This is a genomic window from Jatrophihabitans cynanchi, from assembly GCF_027247405.1.
In the GTDB taxonomy this organism is placed as follows: domain Bacteria; phylum Actinomycetota; class Actinomycetes; order Mycobacteriales; family Jatrophihabitantaceae; genus Jatrophihabitans_B; species Jatrophihabitans_B cynanchi.
Map to the genome: position 1 here is coordinate 1,982,825 of NZ_CP097463.1, position 21,621 is coordinate 2,004,445.

Genomic DNA, 21,621 nt, shown 5'->3' on the forward strand with positions numbered 1-21,621 from the left:
ACCACACCTAGCGTGTCACGTGTAGACGACGTACTACATATGTAGATGGAGACGTATGGTGACCGCTTCGGTCCCCTTCCTCTCGGCCCGTGCCGTGGTGAAGCGCTATCGCACCGGACAGCTGTCGCCTGTGGACTACACCCAGGCGCTGCTGGATCGGATCCACGCTCTCGATCCCGGCCTAAAGGCGGTTGTCGACGTCTATCCCGACTCGGCACTACGGGCCGCACAGGCGTCGGAGGCGCGCTATCGCGCCGGCGCCGCGCTCGGTCCCCTGGACGGCCTTCCGATCGCGATCAAGGATGAGACCCCGGTCGCCGGACGCCGAACCACGATGGGTTCGGTCAGCCGCCGAGCACACGTCGACGACGTCAGCGCTGTAGTGGTGCGTCGCATGCTGGCGTGCGGTGCTTTCGTGCATGCGCGCACCGCGACGCCGGAGTACTGCTGCGCCCCGTTCACCCACTCGGACTTATGGGGGATCACCCGCAATCCGTGGAACCGGGCGTTCAGCCCGGGCGGCTCGTCCGGCGGCGCCGGAGTGGCGCTGGCGGCTGGATTCACACCGCTCGCCGACGGTAGCGACACTGGCGGCTCCATCCGCATCCCCGCCGCGTACTGCGGTGTGGTGGGTTACAAGCCTCCGTACGGTCGCGTCCCAGGAGTCCCACCGCACAATCTCGACCCGTACCGCCACCAGGGACCGCTCGCCCGCACTGTGGATGACTGCGCCCTGTTGCAGGACGCGATCTCCGGGCAGGACCCAGAAGATCCGGTTACAGTGCCCGGCCGGGTGAGCGTCTCGGATACCGGTGTCGACGTGCGCGGATGGCGAGTCGGGGTCTCATATGACTGCGGCGGATACCCCACCAGCAGGGAGGTTCAGGCAGCAGTGCGCGATGCCGCCGACAGGTTCGCGAAGCTTGGTGCGCACGTCGAGGAGGTGACTCCCGGCTGGACGTTCGACCAGATCCAGCGCGCCGTGCACATCCATGGCGGCATCCGGGCCGAACGCTTCGAGACATCGGCCACCGGCGCCTCCGACACCCGGACGCGGTACCTGCGCGGCGTCGCAGAACGGGCGGCGAACGTGCGCCGGGAGGACTTCAACGAGGGCGTGCGACTCGAGGCGGAGATCCAGCGCGCGATGGCGACGGTGCTCACCGAACACCGCATCTTGTTGTGCCCGACGATGAGCTCAACTTCGTTGGTCGCCGGCGAGGACTATGTCGACTACGGCCCCGAGGTGGACGGTGTCGCAACGACCAAGCACCGCGACGTCATGCCGACGCTGCTGTTCAACATTTGCAGCCGCAATCCGGTGATGTCAGTGCCGGTCGGCATGTCGAGTCAAGGGATTCCCATTGGCATGCAGATCGCCGGACGCCCCTTCGACGACGTCTCGGTGTTCATTGCCGCGCGGGCGCTTGAAGCCGCTGCGCCTTGGCCGCTCGCGATCGGCCGTCCACCGCTGGGACTATGAGGGTTCCGTTTCGCACCGGCTGTTCCGCTGCGATCACCCGGAGAGAGCCGGAGTGCAAGACTCCGCGCCGTGACAGCGACCACGGGAGACGGCTCTGGCACGCATTTCGTGATCGGCGCGGGTCCGGTTTGCTCATGGCTGGGTTGAGGATTCGTTTGCGTAGTAGAGGAAGCTGCCGACCAGAACACCGGCGAGGAACCCGACTTGCGCCACTCGGCGAGACTCTCCCCTACCGCGATCGTGCGCGAACAGCACTACAGTCAGGCAACACCCCACATCAGCGGCGATCAAGCTGCATAACCCGTGTCGTCCCAACCGGGGAGGGTCAGTACGAAAGGACACCATTGCCGGGCACACAAGCAGAATTGGCAATTGTGGACGCGCGAGTGTGGACGGGTAACCCCGCGAGCCCGGCTGCAGACGCTATCGCAGTCCGTCGCGACCGGATCGTGGCTCTCGGTGCCGAACCGGTGCGCGAACTGATCGGCCCGCGCACGGAGGTGATCGAGGCAGGCGGGGGATCGGTGGTTCCGGGCTTCCAGGACGCCCACTGCCATCCTCCGCAGGCCGGCAACAACATGTTGCGGGTGTGGCTCAACGACGACACCGGCCGTGAGGCCTACCTAGCCCACATCAAGCAGTACGCTGCCGACCACCCGGACGAGCCGTTCATCGTGGGTGGCGGCTGGGCGATGGAGGAGTTCCCTGGAGGCACGCCGCGCAAGGAGGATCTCGACGCGATCATTCCGGATCGCCCGGTGTTCCTGTTCAATCGCGACGTTCACGGCGCTTGGGTGAACTCCAAGGCGTTGCAGGTAGCGGGCATCGACAAGGACACGCCCGACCCTGCTGATGGGCGCATCGAGCGCGATCCTCGAACTGGCGAGCCGACCGGCACGCTGCACGAAGGTGCGGCCTACTCGTTCAACGACCGCTACGTACCGCTGCCGGACGGGCATGCTTGGGAGGTCGCAATCCTCGCTGCGCAGCGGCACCTGCACGCGATGGGCATCACCGGCTGGCAGGACGCGTGGGTCACTCCGGCGACGCTGGCGGCGTATCGCGCACTTGCCGAATCCGACGATCTCACCGCGAGGGTCGTCGGAGCGCTGTGGTGGGATCGACATTCGGGCCTGGAACAACTCGACCAGCTTCTTGACCAGCGAGAACACGGCCGTGCCGGGTCGTTCTTCCCCACCACTGTGAAGATCATGACCGATGGAGTGCTGGAGAACTTCACCGGCGCGCTGCTCGAGCCGTACTGCGACGGATGCGGCGGTGTCACCGACAATGCCGGCCTCACCTACGTCGATGCCGAACTGCTCAAGGCCGCGGTCACGATGCTGGACGAGCATGGGTTCCAGGTGCACATGCACGCGATCGGTGACCGCGCTGTGCGCAATTGCCTGAATGCCGTGGAAGCGGCGCGCACAGCAAACGGCATGAACGACCTACGTCACCACATCGCGCACATCCAACTGATGCAGGCCGAGGATGTACCGCGGTTCGCGCAGCTCGGGGTGGTTGCGAATTGCCAACCGTTCTGGGCACAGCACGAGCCGCAGATGCAAGAACTTACGATCCCATTTCTCGGCGAGCGGCGCGCGCAGATGCAATACCTGTTCGCGACACTGCAGCGCAGCGGCGCCACACTGGCGATGGGCAGCGACTGGCCGGTCACCACGGCGAACCCGCTTCGGGAGATTGAGGTTGCGACGCGGCGGATCGACCCGGATCACCGGGACAACGCCGCGTTCCTGCCTGAGCAGGCACTTACCCTGCAGACTGCGCTGCGCGCCTTCACGGCAGGGTCGGCGTACGTCAACCACGATGCAGACGGCGGCGTGCTGCGGATCGCCGCCCGCGCGGACCTCGCGATGCTTGATCGTGATCTATTCGCCGATGGCGTTCTGCCGGCCGACGCGACCGTGAGGGCAACCGTCGCCGCCGGCCGCGTCGTCTACCGCGCTCAGTAAGGTTCCGGTCACTCGTCGGCGGCCGTGCGAGCTGTCCGTCCACATCTGCAGATCGTGCGTAGCGTCGATGGGCGATCGGACGCGTCAATCGTCGGGTGCATCGTTCTGGCGTAGCTGAGAGGCTGCGGTCCATGCCGGCAAAGCATTACGACCATATCGTTGTCGGCGCCGGGGCGCTCCGCGCCGCAGCCGCGTACTGGCTCAGCCGCGGCGGGAGCCGTGTGCTGGTTTGCGAGCAATTTCAGCCGGGCCATCCGTGGGGGTCCTCCGACGATCATTCGCGGATCATCCGACCTCGCCCGTGAGGGAACGACCGGACGGATGCTCCTGGATACGTACCGGGCGTCACTGGACGCCGCCAAAATCGAATACGACCTGCTCGACGCACGCGAACGGAGCGGGACGTCCACGGTTGCAGGTCGAGCGGGTTGGGCGGGGCTGAGCGCAGCAGCACGATGCCCTGCCCGAACGGCAGGGTGCGGAGGCGGCCGGTGTCCAGCAGCGGGACCTCATGCGTCGAGTAGGACACCGACTGGCGGCCGTCCGCGCCGATCGTCTCGCTGGCGCGGCGTTCCATGCGGGTGCCGATCAGCGCAGACACGTCCCGCAGATCGTTGGCATTGCCGGCACCGCCGAGGATGAGTTTGACGATCGCGGCGTCCCAGATCGCGGCAGCTGCATCCGTACCCCAGCGGTCACGTGCCTGCGCCAATGACTGCAGCACCACGATTGTCGTGATGCCGGTCCCGCCACCGTCACTCATCAATGACGGAAGTGAGGGCAGCGGGTAGTTCGCGGCCTCATCGAGGATCACCGCCAGCGGCGGGTCGAGCCTGGCACCGGCGGACGTTGCGGCGAGGCGGCGAGCGGTCTCCACGACGTCCTCTGCGAGCGCCGCGACGAGGTTCGCCGTCGCTGATGCGCCGGCAGCGGTGCCGAGCAGGTACAGCGTCCCGCGCTCGCGAAGGAACGGCTCGGGATCGAACTCCTCACCTAAGGGCGGTGAGACGGCGGCGAGCACCCGTGGGTCGGCCAGCGGCGCGAACACGTTGGCGACCATCGACCAGGTCGAGTCACGCTGCCGTGGGTCGGCGGCGAGGATCGACTCCAACGCGCTGTCCCACGCCGGCGCCGCTTCCGGCCTCTCGGTGAGGATGGCCACGGCGTCCTCGGCCGCGATCGGCGACAGCGACCAGCGGTACAGCTCCACCGCCGCCCGGCCGCCCAACGCTGCCGCGTGCAGCAGGCACCGCACGGCCGTGTAGCACTGCTGCGACCAGAACGTCGCGTTCTCCATGCCGCGACTCGGCTCACTGCACAACGCACGAGCACGCGCCATCGCCACGTGAGGTTCGGCGCAGCCACGCACCGGCGACCACCTAAGCGAGGACGGCAACCCGGCCAGTTGCTGCGGGTCGAACACCGCGACCGGACCGCTACTGCGCTTCCGTGACCGCATGGTGGCGGTCAGGTTGTCCGGACGGGTACTGGTCGTGACCACCGCGCCCGGTGCATCCAGGATCGCGGGAATCACCGTGTTCAAGCCCTTGCCCGACCGCGGCGGTCCGAGCAGCACCATGGAGTCCTCCACGGATACCCAGCAGTCGGCGCCGCGGGAGCGCCCCAGCCGGTAGCCCAGCTCGTAACGTGCCGGCTCCGCGATGGCCGGACGCAACACACGTCCGCGCTTGCGCAGCCGACGCACGCCCGCGGCACGCTGCACCTCCCCACGGGTGGCCATGCCTACTACGGAGCCAGCTGAGCCACTCCGACCTTCACTGTCCCCGACGAAGACTCGTCGCAGGACGACCAGGACTGCGGCGGACGCGGCGAACACGAGCACTGTCAACGCCCAGTAGAGCAGCGGTGGTCCGACCGGGGCGTGCCACGCTTTCGACGGATCACCGAGGTGCGCGAATGCCAGCACCGCGCCGTCCGGATGGTGACGCGGGACGGCGTGCCCAGTCAGGAGGGCAGACGCGGCGGCAGCAGCCCACAGCATGCCGGCAACGGCGACGCCGGCCGCGAGCAGCATCGGCACGGTGTCTCGTCGGCCGTACGGCTCGATCACGAGCGACCTCCAGAGACGTTGACGTCACGAAGGCGGCGATGTCGGTGAAAGCCGGTCCCGGCACGGCGCACGAATCGGGTGCGGCCGCGGTTCGCGAGCGTGGCTCAGGAACGGCGGCGAAGCACCCGCTCAGTCTCGTTGTGCAGTGCCGCGGCGAGCGCACGAAGTGGCGAGGCGCGGGCCTCGTGTGCCGCGGCTTCGGCTTGTTCGAGGTGTTGTTGTGCGTAGCGAACGACTCGCCGGCCGTCGGTCGTGAGGGTGATGTGGATCCGGCGCCGGTCGCGCGGGTGCGGGCTACGTTGCACGTGGCCGTTGTCGGCCAGCCGGTCGATGATCGCGGTGAGGGTGCCGGAGCCCACGAGCATGCGCTCGCTCAATTCGCTCGGCATCAGCTGGCCGCCGGCGTCGGCGAGATGACCCAGCACAACTGCCTCGCTCAGGCTGAGCCCGAAACGGTCGGCTAGTGCCTGACGGAATCGCTGCCCGGCCAGCAGCAGCGCCCGCAGCTCGCCCACGCCGTCTTCAGGTTCACGCCCGTCAGTCATGACCACACCACCCTATCGAAAGATCATCAGTATTGCTCGGATCCCAAGCCTCTTGTTTTTCGAGAGAATTCTGGCTAGCCTGACCCGCGCAGGTAGGGCACCGTCAGGCAGCCGGCGCGGTACCGGATCCAGGCTAGGGGGAGCCGTCCGACGGGCAGGGGCAGTAGGGCACCGTCGTCGGCAGCGTGACCGGCCGCGACGACTGCCGGCGGTGCCCGACCCGCCCATCGGCGCATCAGAACGCCGAGCGAGGAACAGATGATCACCATGACGGCGGACGCAGGTCAACACGACGTCAGGCACACCCCAGGGCACGTATGGGACCGGCATCCCCATCGCCTTACACGCCACCATCGTCCAGACCGCACGCAGTCAGGTCGATGACATTCAGGTTCGGAAAGGGAGCAGTCATGCGGTGCATGCTCAAACTGGAACTCGACACCGAAGCCGGTAACAAGGCCATCAGCGACGGCACGCTGCCGAAGATCATGCAGGAGGTGATGGACAAGACCAAGCCCGAGGCGAGCTACTTCAGCACCGAGTCCGGCTGCCGCACCGCGTTCATATTCTTCGATCTCGCCGGCCCGTCGGACATTCCGGCGATCGCCGAGCCGGCGTTCGCACAGCTCCACGCGCGGGTCACGTTCACGCCGGTGATGAACTCCGACGACCTGCAGAAGGGACTCGCCCAGCTCGGCTGAGCCGTCAGCACCGATCCAAGCTCCACCGAAGGCGCGCCGGACCTACCGATTTACGCAATCCACGCAACACACTCGCAAGGAGGCCACCATGGGCCGCAAGATGGTCGACTGCCGGAAGATGCCGAGCGACAGCAACTGCTCACTCTCCATCGCCGGCACCGAAGACGAGGTCCTCGAAACCGCAGTGGCGCACGCCGTCGCGCACCACGGTCACGAAGACACACCCGAACTTCGCGAGGGCATCCGCGCCAGCATGGAAGACGCCGAACCAGCACTCGCCTAGCCGCGAAGCTGGCGCGTCACAGGTTGGGTGACCATTCGACCGTTGGTGTCGAACAAGTCCAGTTCGCCGTCGGTGCACAGGTGCCTTACAACGAAGGCGCGCTCCCTGATCCGCCACAGCCCTTCGCCCTGGACGAGCTGCGGCAACTCCTTCGCTTCCGTGCTGGACAGCCCGAGAGCCGCTGCTGCCTTGGCCGCCTCACCGGACTCCTGCGCGTGGATGATCTTTGTGGAGCAGTCGGCGAGCAGACCGAGCGCGAGATTGCGCGCCTGCGAGTTCGCCTCGCCGACCGCGTCCAGGTCAGACAGCCGGTGGATGACCATGAGGTTCGCGATACCGAGCGCACGCGACAACTTCCACTGCGACTGCATCCGCGCCAACAACGACGCCTGACGCAGCAACCGCCAGGCCTCGTCGTAGATCACCCAACGCTGCCCGCCATCCGGATCAGCAAGTGCGGCTTCCATCCACGCCGATGAGCAGGTCATCACCAGAGCGATCAGCTGATCGGAACCTTGGATACGCGAGAGGTCCAGCGAAACCATCGGCAGCGATGGATCGAACCGGGTCGTGGACGGGCCGTCGAACAGCCCGGAGAGGTCGCCGCGCACCAGGCGGTTCAGCGCGTGGGCAACCTGCCGACCGTCCGACAGCAGTTGCTCGACCGTCGAGCCGTCCACGTCGTGCGGTGGTCGGAACATCGCGTCGACAACCTGCGGTAAGACTGGAACGGCGTTGTCGCGCACGGCCGCGTCGAGCGCGGCGAACAGCGCGGTGGACTCGACTGCGCGCAGGTCCCGCCCGAGCGCCGAAGCCGCCACCGCCCGCAGCAAGTCGCGACGCCGGCCGGCGACAGCCACCAGCCAATCCGATTCAGCGCATCGAGACCGCACTTCTCAGCCTCTGACGGCACGGCACCGTCAAGCCACTTAGCTGCAACCCATCTGGGTGTCGCCGTCAGCGAATTCAAAACGATCTTGGTCCATCCCGCGTATATCCCGCGAGGTCTGACATACGGCTGCATCTGGCGGCATTTCATGGCATCCGGCTGCACCGCCGCGGGCGGCGCCCACGACCCCGCCACAAACCCCTGTAGGCCCCGGAATCCGGGACCTACAGGGGTTTGTGGCGGGTGTTGGGTTTGAACCAACGTAGGCTGAGCCGGCGGTTTTACAGACCACCCCGTCCCATTTCTGCACGTCCCGTACTTGCTGGGCTACAGGCGCCCGTGGTGATCTTCGACCATGATCGATCCCGCGTATGTCCCGCGGCTTTCATCAGCAGCAAGTCGCCTGCGCGCGTGCAGCTTGAGGTCATGTGTGCGTCATGCCACGCCGGCCGGCGCAATGTCGCCACCCTCCGCTGGGCGATAGATGCGTCTACTGTGGTCGGCGTGGACATCACGTCGTTGATTGAGACGCGGCCGGGGGTGCGCAGCGGCAAGCCATGCTTTGTCGGAACCCGGATCGCGGTTTACGACGTGCTGGAGTACCTGGCCTCCGGCATGAGTAGCGACGAGATCGTGTCCGATTTTCCGGAACTGACCGCCGAGCATGTCCGTGCCGCGATCGAGTTCGCGGCACTTCGTGAACGCCGCCTCGCCACAGCGTGAAGTTGCTCGTCGACCAGAACCTGTCCAGGAAGCTGGTCGACCAACTACAGCACGAGTTCCCCGACAGCATCCACGTCACTGCGGTCGGCCTCGGCACCGCGACCGATCGCGAACTCTGGCAGTTCGCGCGCGAGCACGGATTCGCCATCGTGTCCAAGGACTCCGACTTCCGCCAACTCGCATTCCTGTACGGGCCGCCCCCAAAGGTGATCTGGCTACGCGTAGGCAACGCCTCGACCGCCGGCGCGCTGCAGGTGATCCTCGATCACCTCGACGACGTCCTCGCCTTCGATGAATCCGCGGACGCCGCTCTGCTAGTCGTTCCACGATTGCCGAACTGATCCTCCACACGGTCCAGTCCGCAAAGTCCCTCGAGCAACATTGGTCGGTACAGCTGACCCAGACAAGTCCCCCGTGCGCCGTCAGAGGTCCGTACGACAGACCGGTCCAGTCGCGGCGGAGCACCACCTTGCGGGGGTGGGTCGTACACCGCGTCAGAAGTCGGTCGCTACGTATACGGTCTCGAGATACTCGTCGATGCCTTCGTAACCGCCCTCGCGGCCGAGCCCGGACTGCTTGACGCCGCCAAACGGCGCTGCGGCGTCGGACAGCACGCCCCGGTTCAGGCCGACCATTCCCACCTCAAGCCGCTCGCAGGCCGCTAGCCCTCGACTGAGCGAACGTGAGTACACGTAGGCCGCCAAGCCCATCTCGGTGGCGTTGGCGAGGGCGATCGCGTCGTCATCGTCGTGCACGGCGATGACCGGTGCGACCGGACCGAAGATCTCCTCGATCGCGACGGCGCTGTCGCGCGGCACGTCGGTCAGCACCGTCGGCGGATAGAAGAAGCCGGCGCCGGCGGGAGTGCGGCCTCCCAACAGGGCCGAGGCACCGGCACTGATGGAGCGATCCACCTTGTCGGCGATGCCGGTGACGGCGCGGGCATTGATCATCGGGCCGATCTGCGTTTCTGCCGTCGTTGCGGGACCCATGCGCAGTCCGGCCATCGCTGTGGCCAGCTTCGTAGCGAATTCGCCAGCGAGTGATTCGTGCACCAAGAAGCGATTCGCGGCGGTGCATGCCTGGCCGCCGTTGCGGATCTTCGCCAGCATCGCTCCCGCGACAGCCTGATCGACATCAGCGTCGGCAAGCACCAGGAACGGGTCGTTGCCGCCAAGTTCCATGGAACAGTTGACGATCCGGTCCGCCGCCTGTTTCAACAGAAGCGATCCGACGCTGGTCGAGCCGGTGAAGGAGAGCTTGCGGATCCGCGGGTCGGCGAGTGCTGTTGCAACAAGCGCGGCGGGACGGTCGGTGGTGACGACGTTCAGCACGCCTGCCGGCACGCCGGCCTCCTCGAGCAGGCCGGCCAGCGCCAGAGCCGTCAGTGGGGTGTCCTCGGCGGGCTTGAGGACGACCGCGCAACCTGCCGCGAGGGCGGGCGCGACCTTCCGGGTGATCATCGCGGCCGGGAAGTTCCACGGCGTCAACAGCAGTGCGACGCCGACCGGCTTGCGCCAGGTCAGGATCTTGTTGGTGCCCGCCGGGGCGGTCCGATACGTCCCGTCCGCACGCACAGCTTCCTCGGAGAACCAGCGAAGGAACTCGGCCGCGTAAGTCGCTTCACCGCGCGCTTCCGTCAGAGGTTTGCCCATCTCGAGCGACATCAGGAATGCCAGTTCGTCCGCGCTGGCTGTCACGAGTTCGAATCCCCGTCGAAGGATCTCGGCGCGTTCGCGCGGCGCTGTGGCGGCCCAGACCGGCTGTGCGGCCGCGGCTGCACAGATCGCATGTTGGGCATCCGCCACGCCGGCCCGTGGCACATGCGCGATGACTGTCCCGATGGACGGGTCTAGGACGTCGAATGTGCCGTCGGCGCCGTCTACCCAGCCTCCGGCGATGTACATCTGTGCCGGCACTATCGAGCCGTTCCGCGCCGCGACATCGGCGAGCAGACTGCGCATGAGTGTCACTTCTCCTCTGTAATGCGTTGCGTTGGGCCGATCGATGCACGGTCCGTTGCGGCGGCCAGTGTCGACTCGGCAGCTGAGATCTCGTCGAACGGCGACGACACCTCGATGGTTGTGTTCCTACCAATGAGCAGCCCCACGACGACGAGCACGAGGGCGATGACTGCGAAGAGACCGACGCTGACGAGTGGTACTTCGCTGGGTTCGATGTACGACTGCAGGACACCGTTGACGGCAACGCCGAGGCCGCCCCCGACCTGTACTGCACCGATGAAGATCGCGAAGATCCGGCCCCGGCCGTGATCACCTAGCTGCGCTTCGATTTCTGCGGCTGCCAGGCCGGACAGCGGGACGAGCATCAGTGAGGCGAACAGCAGTGTGGAGCCGAAGGTCAGCACCGATGTGGCGAGTGTGCTGGGGATGATGAGTACGGCGAAGAGCGCGAACAGGCCAGCGCCGAGTAGAGCCGGACGCCTGGTGCTGATCGGAACGAAGCTGACGATGAGTCCGCCAATCACGCTGCCGACCGACAGCAACGCGAGGAATACCCCGGCAGCATCGGCGGAGTGACCGAGCTCTGCCATTCGCGAGGGCACATTGCCCTCGACGAGGCCGAAGCCGAAACTCTGGAAACCTCCGACCGCGCAGATGAACACGATCGGTACGGTGAGTCGGCCGGCACGTCGGTCCGACCGCTTGCCAGGCGCTAGCGGTGCTACCTGGCGGAGCATGACTGCAGCACAGATGAACACGGCGGTCATGACGGTAAGCGCAACGACCACCCCGGCGAGTGCTGCGATGAGCGTCACGGCAAGCGGTCCCAGGCCATAACCGATCTCGGTGCTTAGTGACTCGACGAAGTGGGCGCGACGTAGCAACGCCGGCGGCACCGAGTTGAGCAGCAATGCCCGGAAGCCGCCCCATATGCCGCCGATCGACAGCCCGAGGAGGATCGCCAGGGTGAGCAGCACCAGGAATGGCGCCTTCGCAGCCACTGCGACCGTGAACAGGCCCATGAACAGAGCGGCTGCGTAACAGCTCAGTTGCAGGCCGCCGCGCATCTCACGCCGGTCGAGCCATGCACCGCGCAGCGGGCCGGCGGCGCCGGCCGTAAATGCAGCGATGCCGGCGAGTTCGGCTCCTCGCGCGATCGAGTGCACTGCGTAGAGGCCAGCGAGTTGAAATGCCAGTAGGGACATCGAGGTCGGTAGGCGAGCGAGGAATGATGCCGCCGCCCACACGCGCCACGCGCGGTGCCCTAATAGGCGACGCAAGACCACTCCCTTGTGCTCGAGATATGTCCGCCGCGTGCAAGGCGGTAGGAACGCGGACGCGGTAGCCGCGTGCCGCCGGGGGTTTCTGGGTTGAGTACGGCCGCCGAAGCGCACGGCGAACCAGCAGAGCGGGCGGCGCTGTGGGGACGCGCCGCCCGCTCGCTTTCAGAGGTTCCTAGCTCAACGCGCCGTTGAGCAGCGCTTCGTCCAGGCCGGCGCCGGCCAGGTCGTACTTCGTGAGAATCTTCGCGTAGGTGCCGTCGTCCATGATCGCCTGCATTGCCGCTTGGACGGCCAAGGCGAACTGGTGGTTCGACTTGTTCACGGCTATGCCGTAGTAGGCGGGCTCGAACGCCGGGATGTCGAGCACGACGTACTTGCCCTTCGCCTGCGCCACCGCGTCCGCGGACAACTCGACCCCGTTGAGCACGGCCACCGCTCGACCTTGGTCCAGCTGCAACAGCTGCTCTGGGATGGAGCCACCGGCCGAGAGATTCTTCATCGCCGGCTTGCCTTGAGCCTCGCACTCGCGCTTGGACAGTTCGGCGAGCTGCGCGGTGTAGCTCGCACCCACGCCGGTGTTGACCGTCTTGCCGCAGAGGTCGGCGTACGTGGCGTACTTGGACTTGTCGCCCGTCTTGCCGATGAACGCGTTACCTGTCTTGAAGTAGTCGATGTAGTCCAGCTTGGCCTGGCGTTCCTTCAGATCCTTCATGCCGGACATCACAAAGTCTGCGCGATTGGTGGTGATCGCCGGGATCAGGGCGCTGAAGTCGTTGACGGTGGTGACCTCAGCTTTCAGGCCGAGCTTGGCCAGCATGGCATAGCCGAGATCGACGTCGATGCCGGCAAGCTCACCGCCCTGCTTGAACTCCATCGGAGCGGCGGGAATCTGCATCAGCCACTGCACGGTGCCCTTCTTGCGCATGCCCTCGGGCACCATCGCGGCCACCTTGGCGTCCGCCGTGGTCGACACCGACGGGCCGCCCTTGGTGTCGCCGGACTTCTTGTCCCCGCTGCTGCTTCCGCATCCGGCGAGCAAGCCCACGGCGAGGACGCCGGTGAGCAGTGTTGTCGTAGCGGTTCGCAACCGGTTTACAGGATTCGACATGACGGGGCGCACTCCTTGAGGTTCGGCGTAACGGGACGGACGGGACTGGGTGACTAGCGATGGGAGCGATTGTGCGGGACTGCTACTTCTGCACCCGCGAGAGGAACTTGCACGTACGTTCGTGCTGCGGATTGACGAGGACGTCCGCCGGCCGGCCGCGCTCGACGATCTGGCCGTCGTCCATGAAGATTGCTTGATTGGCGACCTCACGAGCGAACTGCATCTCGTGGGTGACCACGAGCATCGTGATCCCGCCGGCCGCCACGTCCTTCATCACGGCGAGGACGTCACCGACCAGTTCCGGGTCCAATGCTGAAGTCGGCTCGTCGAACAGCAGTACCTTGGGCTCCATACTCAGCGCACGCGCAATGGCCACCCGTTGTTGTTGACCACCGGACAGCTCGCGCGGAAACGCCTTCCCGCGGTTGGCCAGGCCGACCTTCGCCAGTGCATCCTCGGCCATCCGGTGCGCCGCGCCCTTGGCGATGCCGCGTGCCTTGACGAGGCCCAGTGCCACATTCTCGGCGGCGGTCATGTGGTTGAAGAGATTGAAGCGCTGGAACACCATACCGACCTCGCGTCGCTGACGGTCGATGTCCTTGGCCTTGCGCTCTATCAGGCGGCCGTTGCGGTGCCGCTCGTAAGCGATGAGTTCGCCGTCGACGTAGATTCCACCGCTGTCCGGGGTCTCCAGATGATTGATGCAACGCAACAGGGTGCTCTTGCCGGAGCCGGACGGCCCTACGATGCACACGACGTCGCCTGGCTGGCATTCGAAACTGACACCACGCAGAACCTGCACGTCGTCGAAGGACTTCTTGAGATTCTGCACCGACACCATCGGTTGTTGCGCCACAGTCATGACGACGACTCCTCTTCGTTCGAGTCCGGCGTTGCCTCGGTCGGACGCGGGACACGCGGCACAGACGTCGCCACCACATTCTCGGGATCTGATCTGGTCGGCTCGCTGCGTCGCACCCTGCGAATGACCGAGATGATCATTCGGTCGGCCATGCTGCGCCGGCGAACGCGCGACTTGCTGAACTTCTGCTCCACGTAGTACTGGCCCACGCTCGTGACCGAAGTGGCGACGAGGTACCAGCAGGCCGCAACGACCAGCAGTTCCATCACGCGACCGTTGACGTAGTAGATCTGCTGGGAGGTGCTGAGGAGTTCTCCGTAGGAGATGATCGCGGCCAGCGCGGACGTCTTCAGCATTCCGATCGCCTCGTTGCCGATCGGCGGAATGATCGCGGTCATCGCCTGTGGCAGCACTATGCGCGTCATAGTGGTCCACTTCGAGAGTCCGATGGCCGCGGCCGCCTCGGCCTGGCCGGGGTCTACGGAGAGCAGGCCCCCGCGGATCGTCTCGGTGAGGTAGGCGCCCTCATTGATACCGAGACCGAGCAGTGCTGCGACGAACGGCGTCATCACCTCGATCGTCTCGATGTGGAACAGGCCCGGAAGCGATAGCGACGGAAAGACCAGCGCAATGTTGAACCACATCAGCAACTGCAGCAGAACCGGGGTACCACGGAAGAGCCAGACGTAGCCCCATGCAACCGTTGACGTCACCGGGTTGGACGAAAGGCGCATCATCGCGAAGACGGTCCCGATCGCGATGCCCATCAGCATGGCGAGCACCGAGATCAGGACGGTGTTGAGGAAGGCTGAACGCAATTCGCTGGAGAACAGATAATCACCGACGACGTGCCAGTCGATCTGACCTTGCGAGAACGAATAGACGATGAAGGCCACGACCGCGAGCGCGAGCGTGCCGGTCAGGTAGCGCGTCGGATGTGGTCGCGGGTGTAGCGGTGCATCGTCGGCTGCGAAGGCTGGACGGGGCTGCGTCCCGGTGCGTGTGACAGCGGTGCTGGTCATTGCTGAACACGGCCTCTCTGTTTGGTGGGTCATTCGTGTGCCGGCTTCGGCTGCCGACGCCTGGCCCCGCAGTCCTGGAGAACAGCGCGGCAGGTCGGGGTGTCTCGAGGCAAGCGCACCCCTAAGGTCAGCCGGCTAGTTCGACCGTCCGACCTGGCCAATGTGGTGTTGTCACAACTCGCGTCTTAGGAAAGCGATGTTTTCCTGATATGGATTGTCTGCTCGGGAAGTTAGCAGGATCACCCTAGCTAGGCAAGCGTTCTTCGTGCATCGATATGCGACGGTTCTCGGCCCGTCGTCTTTCCTGAAGCCATGCGTGCTCCGGTCACGCGGCTTCCTCGCCCGTCGGGCGCCAGCTGAGCGAGAGCATCACCGCAGTTCCGGTCACTGCGGCGCCGACAGCTATGAGAACGCCCCACCCACCCTCTGGCAGGCTCGGAACCACGTGATCGAGAGCGAGCCGGCCGGGACCGATCGCCGACAACGCGGCGGCGGCGACGGACACGAAGAGCACATATTCGTATCCGTCGCGGAACACGAAGAATCCGTTCGGCCGATGTGCCACAACGCCGGCCACGGCCATGACTCCGATGACGGCGGCACAGCTCAGCGGTGTGAGCAGCCCCGCCAGAAGGGCAAGGCCGACGCCGCATTCGAGCAGACCGCTTGTCCATGCGTGCACCTTGGGCGGCCGCAGTCCGATCGAGGCGAACCAGCGTGCTGTTCCTGCAACGCCGCCCGCGCCGAAGAGGTGGTTGTATCCGTGCGCCAGCATCGTCGCGCCCAGGACCGCACGCAGGAGCAGCGCAGCGATTTCGGTATCGGTCATCCCCACCTCCGGATGGTCCTTCGGCACCACATGTCAGACAGCGATCTCGATGAGCGTGGGCCGGTCCTGTTGCAGCGCTTCCAGGACGAGTTGCGGGATATCCGCCGCCGCGTCGGCGTGCGTGCCGTAGCCGCCGCACGCGACGCAGAGGGCGGCGAAGTCGGGCATGTGCAGGTCTGTGCCGAGCGGATCGATTCCACGCTCGAGCATCTGTTCGCGGATCTCGGCGTACCCACCGTTGTTCATGACGACGATCGGTATCGGTAGGCCGAGTTCGACCGCCGTGACGAGCTCCTGGATCGAGAACATCAAGCCACCGTCACCCTGGAGCACGATGACCGGACGCTGCGGGTTGCCGACCTTCGCACCGATGGCGGCGGGCAGGCCGTAGCCGAGCGTCGCGAAGCCAGCCGGATAGAGGAACTGACCCGGTCGAGCCATCGGCCAGCGATACATCGTGCCCTTGTACGAAACCTGCGAGCTGTCTCCGGCAACGATGGTGTCGGGCGGCAATGCAGCGGACAGCAGTTCGTTGATCTCGCCCCACGCTGCCCCGCCCTGACTGATGGACCTGTCGAGATCCGGACGGGCGGCGCGGACGCGCGCCGCGGCGACGCGAGGTCGCTCGTCGGTCAGCGCCGCCGATGCGCGCCTCATGAACTGCGCGGCGTCCATCCTTATCGCGATCTGCGGGCTCCATCGTGCTGTCAGCTGATCTGGGTCGACGTCCACTCGCACAAGGGTTCCGCTGGGCTTCCAGTCGTTGGATCCGAGCTCGGACTCAGCGAGTTCGCTCCCGATCACCACCAGTGCGTCCGCGTCGGACATCACGCGGTGGGCTACCGGCTGATCGATGACGGCGCCGAGCGTCGTCGGATCGGTTTCGGCTATCACTCCCTTGCCGGACGCCGTCGTGATCACGAGCGCATCGATCGCCTCGACGAACCGCCGGGCCTCCGGTGCCGCCGTACGGGCTCCTCCGCCGAACACGACGACCGGAGTGACTGCTCGGCGCAAGAGGGCGATTGCCTCGGCGACCTGTTCGGCTTGTTCGTCGGACTCGGCGACTGCGCGCTCCTGGGCTGCCCGCTGTGCCGGCTCGATCCAGGGCAAGCGCGACAGGAGGTCGTACGGGATCTCCAGGTAGGCGGGCCGGGGGCGGCTTGAACGCCACTCGGCAAAGACCGAGTGCACGAATTCCGCGCCCTCTTGTCCGCTGGCGACCCGCGCGCTGCGACCGACGATGGCCGAGAGCGCAGCGAACTGGTCGCGCAACTCGTGCAACTGCCCGAAGCCCTGCCCGACACTGTCGGTGCGCATGCCCGGCGCGATGACGAGGATGGGGATCGAGTCGGCGTAGGCAGTCCCCAGCGCGGTACCGGCATTGGTGACGCCGGGACCGCTCGTCGTGATCAGTACCCCTGGTCGGCCGGTTGAGCGAGCGTAGCCGTCGGCGGCATAGCCACCCCCTTGTTCGTGACGGGGCGCGATGTGCCGGATCCCGGATCGCCCGAGCGCGGCGTAGAGGCCGAGGTTGTGCGTGCCGGGGATGCCGAATACGACATCGACACCCTCGGCCTCGAGCGCGTCGATGACGAGGTCCGAGTCGGACAGGAGTCCTGATGAGGCGGCAGAGTGGGTCACGGTCGTCCTCTCGTTGATCAGTCGGCCAGCGGCTGGTCGGGTTCCTGGATGGCTTTGAGTTCGACGAACTCATCTACCGCGGCCGACCCGAGTTCGCGGCCGATGCCGGACTTCCCAAAGCCTCCGAACGGTGCGTCGTGGGGTGGCGATGCGCCGTTGATCGCCACCTGACCGGCACGCAACCGCCGCGCGAGGGCACGGGCGTGCGTGAGGTCGCCGGACCAAACGGCCGCTGCGAGTCCGTACGACGTGCCATTGGCGATCCGCACCGCGTCGGCGTCGCCGTCGTATCCGAGCACGGTCAACACCGGCCCGAAGACCTCATCCTGGGCGATCTCGCTGTCTGCCGCCGCACCGCTCACGATCGCGGGGCGTACGTAATGCCCGCGCTCCGGCAGACGCGTGCCGGCCCGGTGCACCGTTGCGTACTCCGCTGCACGGTCAAGAAGCCGCTCGACCCGTTCACGCTGTAGGCCGCTGACCAGCGGCCCGATGTCGGTGGCGGGATCGGTCGGGTCGCCGACCTGTTGGAGATCTGCCTGGTCACGCGCTATGTCCACCGCCTCCGCCAATCGGCCGGCCGGAACCAAAAGCCGCGTCAACGCGCTGCACGTCTGTCCGGAGTTGTAGAAGCTCGAGTCCACGCTGGCGCGAACCGCCCGTTCGAAGTCGGCATCCGCCGTCACGATGCTGGCGGACTTGCCGCCGAGTTCGAGGCACACGCGCTTGATGGCACCACCGGCCTGAGCTCCGATCGTTCGGCCGACCTGGGTCGAGCCGGTGAAGGAGACGACTTCGACGTCGGGGTGCTCCACCAGCGCCGCACCGACCTCAGGGCCCGCGCCCGGTAACACGTTCACCACGCCGTCGAGCAATTCCGTGGCGACGACCGCGTCCGCGAACAGGTAGGCATTGAGCGGGGTCTGCTCCGGAGGTTTGATCACGACCGTACAGCCGGCCACCAGCGCGGGCGCGACCTTCGCGACGATCTGGTACAGCGGAAAGTTCCACGGGGTGATGCAGCCGACCACCCCGGCCGCCTCGCGTAGCACCCGTCCGCCGAGCGGCGTGCGGGACTCGTCGTCGTATTCGCGCGCGATCGCCACGTACGACTCGAGCACGCGCAATGCGAGACCTACGTGATCCTCGCGCACCAGCCGCACCGGCGCACCCAGTTCAGCGACCGTGGTCGCGACGAGAAGCTCGCGGCGCTCCTCGAGCTGAGCGAGCAGATGCTCCAGCACATCCGCGCGGTACCGCGCATCAGTCATGGACCAGGTCCGGAACGCGCCGCTGGCGGCTTGCACCGCGCGATCGACATCGGCCCTGTCGGCAATTGCAGTCGTGCCGATGGCTCGCTCGGTCGCTGGGTTCTCGACGCGGTCTGTTCGCCCTCCTTCGGGGGGACGCCACCCGCCCCCGATGAGGATCTCGCTGCGCTGCCACTCGGCGCGAAGCGGCGCGACCGGCTCGACCGTGTCCAGGTGGGTCATCGGGCTCCTCCATCGGTGCAGATCCGCACGCGGGTGCGGGCAACTTGGCGGCCGGTCAACTCTGCGGCCCGGTCGTAGCGGCCGTGCGCATCGGTCGACGCCGGCTGGGCGGTGCACAGCTGGCCAACAGCATTGCGCCCACCACCCCGAACAGCGCGGCCGCGAGCCACGGCATGGTGCTGGCGGCAAGCGGTCCGATCAGAAGTCCGTTCCCCAGGTAGCCGACCGCACCGCCAAGGGTGAGAGCGGTGACGAAGTAGGCGAAGCCTTCGCCGCGCTGAGCCACCCCGAGGCGGGACTCGAACTCCGCCGCGAGCAGACCGACGATGGGAACGAACGCAAGGGTGCTGATCACCAGGGTGAACCCGTACAGCGGTGCAGTCCGTGCGAGAGCGCTCGGGATGATCAGGACCGCGAAGGCCAGCGCGAGCACAGCCGCGACGAGACGCGGATATCGCGCAGAGGTGGGTCGGATGCTGGCGAGCATCCCGCCTATGCAACTGCCGGCTGCCAGGATGCCGAGGAACCATCCGCCGACCTCGGTGGACAGCCCGAACTCGCCCATCCGCTGTGGGACATTGCTCTCCAACGTCCCGTAGCCGAGGCTGACGAAGAAGGTCAAGGCTGTCAGGCGCCGCACGTCGCGGCGGCCGAGGAGCTTCGTGCGACTCACCCGCCGAGGCGCGAACGTCCCGATTCGACGCAGGCTCAGCGCCGCCGATGCCTGGATCGCGAACATCACCAGCAGAACGAGCTTCGCACCGCCGAGCAGGCCGAGGACCCCAACGAGAATCGGGCCGAGCCCGTAGCACAGCTCGGTGAGGAGCGACTCCACGAAGTGTGAGCGGCGCAGCTGTTCGGCCGGCACCGCAACCACCAACAACGCACGCAGGCCGCTCATCATCCCGGCAATGGACCAGCCACCGCCGACGCTCAGCACGAACAGCAGTGCGGTCGGCAGATCGAACTGAAGCACGACCAACAGGAGCGCGAACACGCCGGCCGCGACGAGGCTGTCTATCTGCAGGGCCCGGCGCAGCTCCTGCCGATCCAGGAGCCGGCCGCGCGCCGGCGCTGCGAGGCACGCGCACAGCGAACCGAAGCCGGTCAGCGTCGCGCCGAGAGTCACTGAGCCATCTGCGGCCTGACCGACAAGCACGAACGCGAGCGGCAGCATCGAGAGCGGCAGACGGGCGGCCATCGAGGCGACGAGCCACCGACGCCACGGTCCGTGGCCGATCAGTTCTCGCAGCGTCGGTGCGGCTTCACTCGATTCGTTCGCCGCCACAGGCTTGCTCAGGACCGGCGAGAGCATTGAAGTCGCGAGTTCGGTCGCCCCGCAGGTCGGCGCCACAACATGGGCAGCGGCCGCCGCGTCAGGAGCCGGTGCGAGACCGTCGGTCGCGCTGTCTGGGTGCACTGCAGAGTCCTCTAGGTGCGAGAGAAGGCGGTCCGGATCCGGTTCTTGCCGTCACGGCTGTCCGTGGAAAGCATCATTGCCCAACTGAACCGCAGATGGCAAGCAGAATTTTCACCACTAGCTTCGCGTGCCAGCGTTGTTGATGCCCGTAAGCTGCAACTCCAGCGATCCTGCAATACTCGGGGCTCTTCACAGGCAGAGGACGGACATGGCCCGCTACCAGCTCGACCCCACGGACAACGCAATCATCGAGATGCTGCGTGAGGATGGCCGCGCACCTCTGGCAAAGATCGGCGAGGCCGTGGAGCTGTCGGCCGACGCCATCCGCGTCCGCCTGGCCCGGCTGACCGCGGACGGCATCGTGCGAGTCATCGGGATCGTGCATCCGTCCAGCCTCGGTTACGGCGCCCTCGGCACCGTCGTCATCGACTATGACGGACCACTGCAGGACCTTGTCGACGAGCTCCGCAAGCACCCAGAGGTCACCTTCATGGCCTTGATGTTCGGCGAATACAACGTCATGTGCGAGATCGCGGCGCGTGATGACCAAGCGCTGCAGGACTTCGTCAACAACATCATCCGACAGCTCGATCACGTAGAACGAGTCGAGTGCTGGCGAACGCTCGAGGTGGTCAAGTGGGCGGTGCAGGGACGCCCGCCGCCGCCGCACACCGCCATCTCGAACCCGCAGACACACGTCGAGTTCGACGAGCTGGACATCCGCCTGCTGAAGGTCCTTACCGAGTCGCCTCGGCTGACGTATCGGGAACTGCAGGATCGAGTCGGGGCGCCGTACTCCGTAGTCCGTCGCCGTGCCCAGGCCCTGTTTCGGGCCGACGTCATCGTCGCCACTGCGGTGGTCGACGTGGTCACGGCCAATCCGCACATCATGGCCCAGATCTGCGTGCAACTCGGCCCCGGCGCAAGCCAGGCGCTGGATACCCTGGCCGCGGACGAGCAGGTGCACATCATCGTGCGGATCAGCGGGCGGTACAACGCGCTCATCGAACTCTCGTGCGAGTCCCACGAACACCTGGCGGAAACGATCGACCGCATTCTGCATCTGGAGGGGATCCGAAGTGCGACCTCCTACGTGGTGACGCACTACCCGATCCTGCCGGTTCCGTGGGCGCTCGCAGGGCACCAGCGCAACGGCAACGGTAGGCATCCTGAGATCGGGTCCAGCGATGCGAGCCCATCGCCCTCCGACCCGCAGAAGGCTGCGGGTCGGACCACCGCCCGCGCCGCAGCGGCCGTGCAACGGCGAGTAAGCAAGTCCGCGAAGCGCTGACAGCCGACCCGCCCGGTTCGGGGTCAGCGACCGG

The 21,621-nt window shown here is 66.4% G+C and carries 20 protein-coding genes, 1 tRNA gene and 1 pseudogene; 8 read left to right on the forward strand and 14 right to left on the reverse strand.

Going from position 1 to position 21,621, the window contains the following annotated elements:
* Positions 1-58 precede the first annotated feature (58 nt).
* From M6B22_RS09625 to M6B22_RS22155, 3 genes are all read left to right on the forward strand, one after another.
* Positions 59-1,483: an amidase gene (locus M6B22_RS09625; protein WP_269445543.1), complete on the forward strand. Its 1,425-nt coding sequence runs from the start codon at positions 59-61 to the stop codon at positions 1,481-1,483.
* Between the two features lie 470 nt (positions 1,484-1,953).
* A complete protein-coding gene (locus tag M6B22_RS09630) occupies positions 1,954-3,459 on the forward strand; it encodes an amidohydrolase (protein ID WP_269445544.1) in 1,506 nt (501 codons plus the stop codon).
* A 131-nt stretch (positions 3,460-3,590) separates the two neighbouring features.
* Positions 3,591-3,764: an FAD-dependent oxidoreductase gene (locus M6B22_RS22155; protein ID WP_407935604.1), complete on the forward strand. Its 174-nt coding sequence runs from the start codon at positions 3,591-3,593 to the stop codon at positions 3,762-3,764.
* Here M6B22_RS22155 and M6B22_RS09635 read toward each other — a convergent pair.
* Positions 3,734-5,530, reverse strand: coding sequence for a type IV secretory system conjugative DNA transfer family protein (locus M6B22_RS09635; protein WP_269445545.1), 1,797 nt, complete (start codon positions 5,528-5,530; stop codon positions 3,734-3,736). The genes M6B22_RS22155 and M6B22_RS09635 overlap by 31 nt on opposite strands.
* Positions 5,531-5,634: 104 nt before the next feature.
* Positions 5,635-6,075 (reverse strand): MarR family transcriptional regulator, encoded by a 441-nt coding sequence (locus M6B22_RS09640; protein WP_269445546.1) that lies wholly within the window; start codon positions 6,073-6,075, stop codon positions 5,635-5,637.
* Between the two features lie 410 nt (positions 6,076-6,485).
* Between M6B22_RS09640 and M6B22_RS09645 the strand changes: the two genes are divergently transcribed.
* Together M6B22_RS09645 and M6B22_RS09650 are read left to right on the forward strand one after the other, a co-directional pair.
* A complete protein-coding gene (locus M6B22_RS09645) occupies positions 6,486-6,776 on the forward strand; it encodes a hypothetical protein (RefSeq protein ID WP_269445547.1) in 291 nt (96 codons plus the stop codon).
* A gap of 88 nt (positions 6,777-6,864) precedes the next feature.
* Complete coding sequence (locus tag M6B22_RS09650; protein ID WP_269445548.1) at positions 6,865-7,059, forward strand: DUF1059 domain-containing protein; 195 nt, start codon at positions 6,865-6,867, stop codon at positions 7,057-7,059.
* Here the strand turns inward: M6B22_RS09650 and M6B22_RS09655 are convergent.
* Positions 7,056-7,919 (reverse strand): hypothetical protein, encoded by an 864-nt coding sequence (locus tag M6B22_RS09655; protein WP_269445549.1) that lies wholly within the window; start codon positions 7,917-7,919, stop codon positions 7,056-7,058. The two genes, M6B22_RS09650 and M6B22_RS09655, sit on opposite strands and share 4 nt — an antisense overlap.
* 266 nt (positions 7,920-8,185) lie before the next feature.
* Positions 8,186-8,263 (reverse strand) — tRNA-Tyr (locus M6B22_RS09660).
* A 189-nt stretch (positions 8,264-8,452) separates the two neighbouring features.
* Between M6B22_RS09660 and M6B22_RS09665 the strand changes: the two genes are divergently transcribed.
* Together M6B22_RS09665 and M6B22_RS09670 are read left to right on the forward strand one after the other, a co-directional pair.
* A complete protein-coding gene (locus M6B22_RS09665) occupies positions 8,453-8,671 on the forward strand; it encodes a DUF433 domain-containing protein (RefSeq protein WP_269445496.1) in 219 nt (72 codons plus the stop codon).
* Positions 8,668-9,012, forward strand: a complete 345-nt coding sequence (locus M6B22_RS09670) for a DUF5615 family PIN-like protein (protein WP_269445550.1) — start codon at positions 8,668-8,670, stop codon at positions 9,010-9,012. Before M6B22_RS09665 ends, M6B22_RS09670 begins: the two co-directional genes overlap by 4 nt.
* A gap of 153 nt (positions 9,013-9,165) precedes the next feature.
* Here M6B22_RS09670 and M6B22_RS09675 read toward each other — a convergent pair whose 3' ends face one another.
* The 10 genes and pseudogenes from M6B22_RS09675 to M6B22_RS09715 all read right to left on the reverse strand — a co-directional run bounded on the left by M6B22_RS09675 (position 9,166) and on the right by M6B22_RS09715 (position 20,077).
* Positions 9,166-10,635 (reverse strand): NAD-dependent succinate-semialdehyde dehydrogenase, encoded by a 1,470-nt coding sequence (locus M6B22_RS09675; protein ID WP_269445551.1) that lies wholly within the window; start codon positions 10,633-10,635, stop codon positions 9,166-9,168.
* Positions 10,636-10,640: 5 nt separating this feature from the next.
* Positions 10,641-11,840, reverse strand: coding sequence for an MFS transporter (locus M6B22_RS09680; protein ID WP_331459803.1), 1,200 nt, complete (start codon positions 11,838-11,840; stop codon positions 10,641-10,643).
* A gap of 250 nt (positions 11,841-12,090) precedes the next feature.
* Positions 12,091-13,026 (reverse strand): transporter substrate-binding domain-containing protein, encoded by a 936-nt coding sequence (locus tag M6B22_RS09685; protein WP_269445553.1) that lies wholly within the window; start codon positions 13,024-13,026, stop codon positions 12,091-12,093.
* Positions 13,027-13,108: 82 nt separating this feature from the next.
* Positions 13,109-13,888, reverse strand: a complete 780-nt coding sequence (locus M6B22_RS09690; protein ID WP_269445554.1) for an amino acid ABC transporter ATP-binding protein — start codon at positions 13,886-13,888, stop codon at positions 13,109-13,111.
* Positions 13,885-14,910, reverse strand: a complete 1,026-nt coding sequence (locus M6B22_RS09695) for an amino acid ABC transporter permease (protein ID WP_269445555.1) — start codon at positions 14,908-14,910, stop codon at positions 13,885-13,887. Before M6B22_RS09695 ends, M6B22_RS09690 begins: the two co-directional genes overlap by 4 nt.
* Positions 14,911-15,235: 325 nt before the next feature.
* Entirely contained in the window at positions 15,236-15,739 is a 504-nt protein-coding gene (locus M6B22_RS09700) for a DoxX family protein (protein ID WP_269445556.1), read from the reverse strand.
* Between the two features lie 33 nt (positions 15,740-15,772).
* Entirely contained in the window at positions 15,773-17,014 is a 1,242-nt protein-coding gene (locus M6B22_RS09705; RefSeq protein WP_331459804.1) for a thiamine pyrophosphate-binding protein, read from the reverse strand.
* Between the two features lie 69 nt (positions 17,015-17,083).
* Positions 17,084-17,383, reverse strand: a pseudogene (locus tag M6B22_RS22160) (thiamine pyrophosphate-binding protein); the annotation flags it as partial.
* A gap of 17 nt (positions 17,384-17,400) precedes the next feature.
* Positions 17,401-18,867, reverse strand: a complete 1,467-nt coding sequence (locus M6B22_RS09710; protein ID WP_407935675.1) for an aldehyde dehydrogenase family protein — start codon at positions 18,865-18,867, stop codon at positions 17,401-17,403.
* Positions 18,868-18,931: 64 nt separating this feature from the next.
* A complete protein-coding gene (locus tag M6B22_RS09715; protein WP_269445559.1) occupies positions 18,932-20,077 on the reverse strand; it encodes an MFS transporter in 1,146 nt (381 codons plus the stop codon).
* A gap of 346 nt (positions 20,078-20,423) precedes the next feature.
* On the opposite strand from M6B22_RS09715, the gene M6B22_RS09720 reads away from it, so the two are divergent.
* The gene (locus tag M6B22_RS09720) at positions 20,424-21,587 is read left to right on the forward strand and encodes an Lrp/AsnC family transcriptional regulator (RefSeq protein ID WP_269445560.1); all 1,164 of its coding nucleotides are present in this window, start codon (positions 20,424-20,426) and stop codon (positions 21,585-21,587) included.
* Positions 21,588-21,621 lie beyond the last annotated feature (34 nt).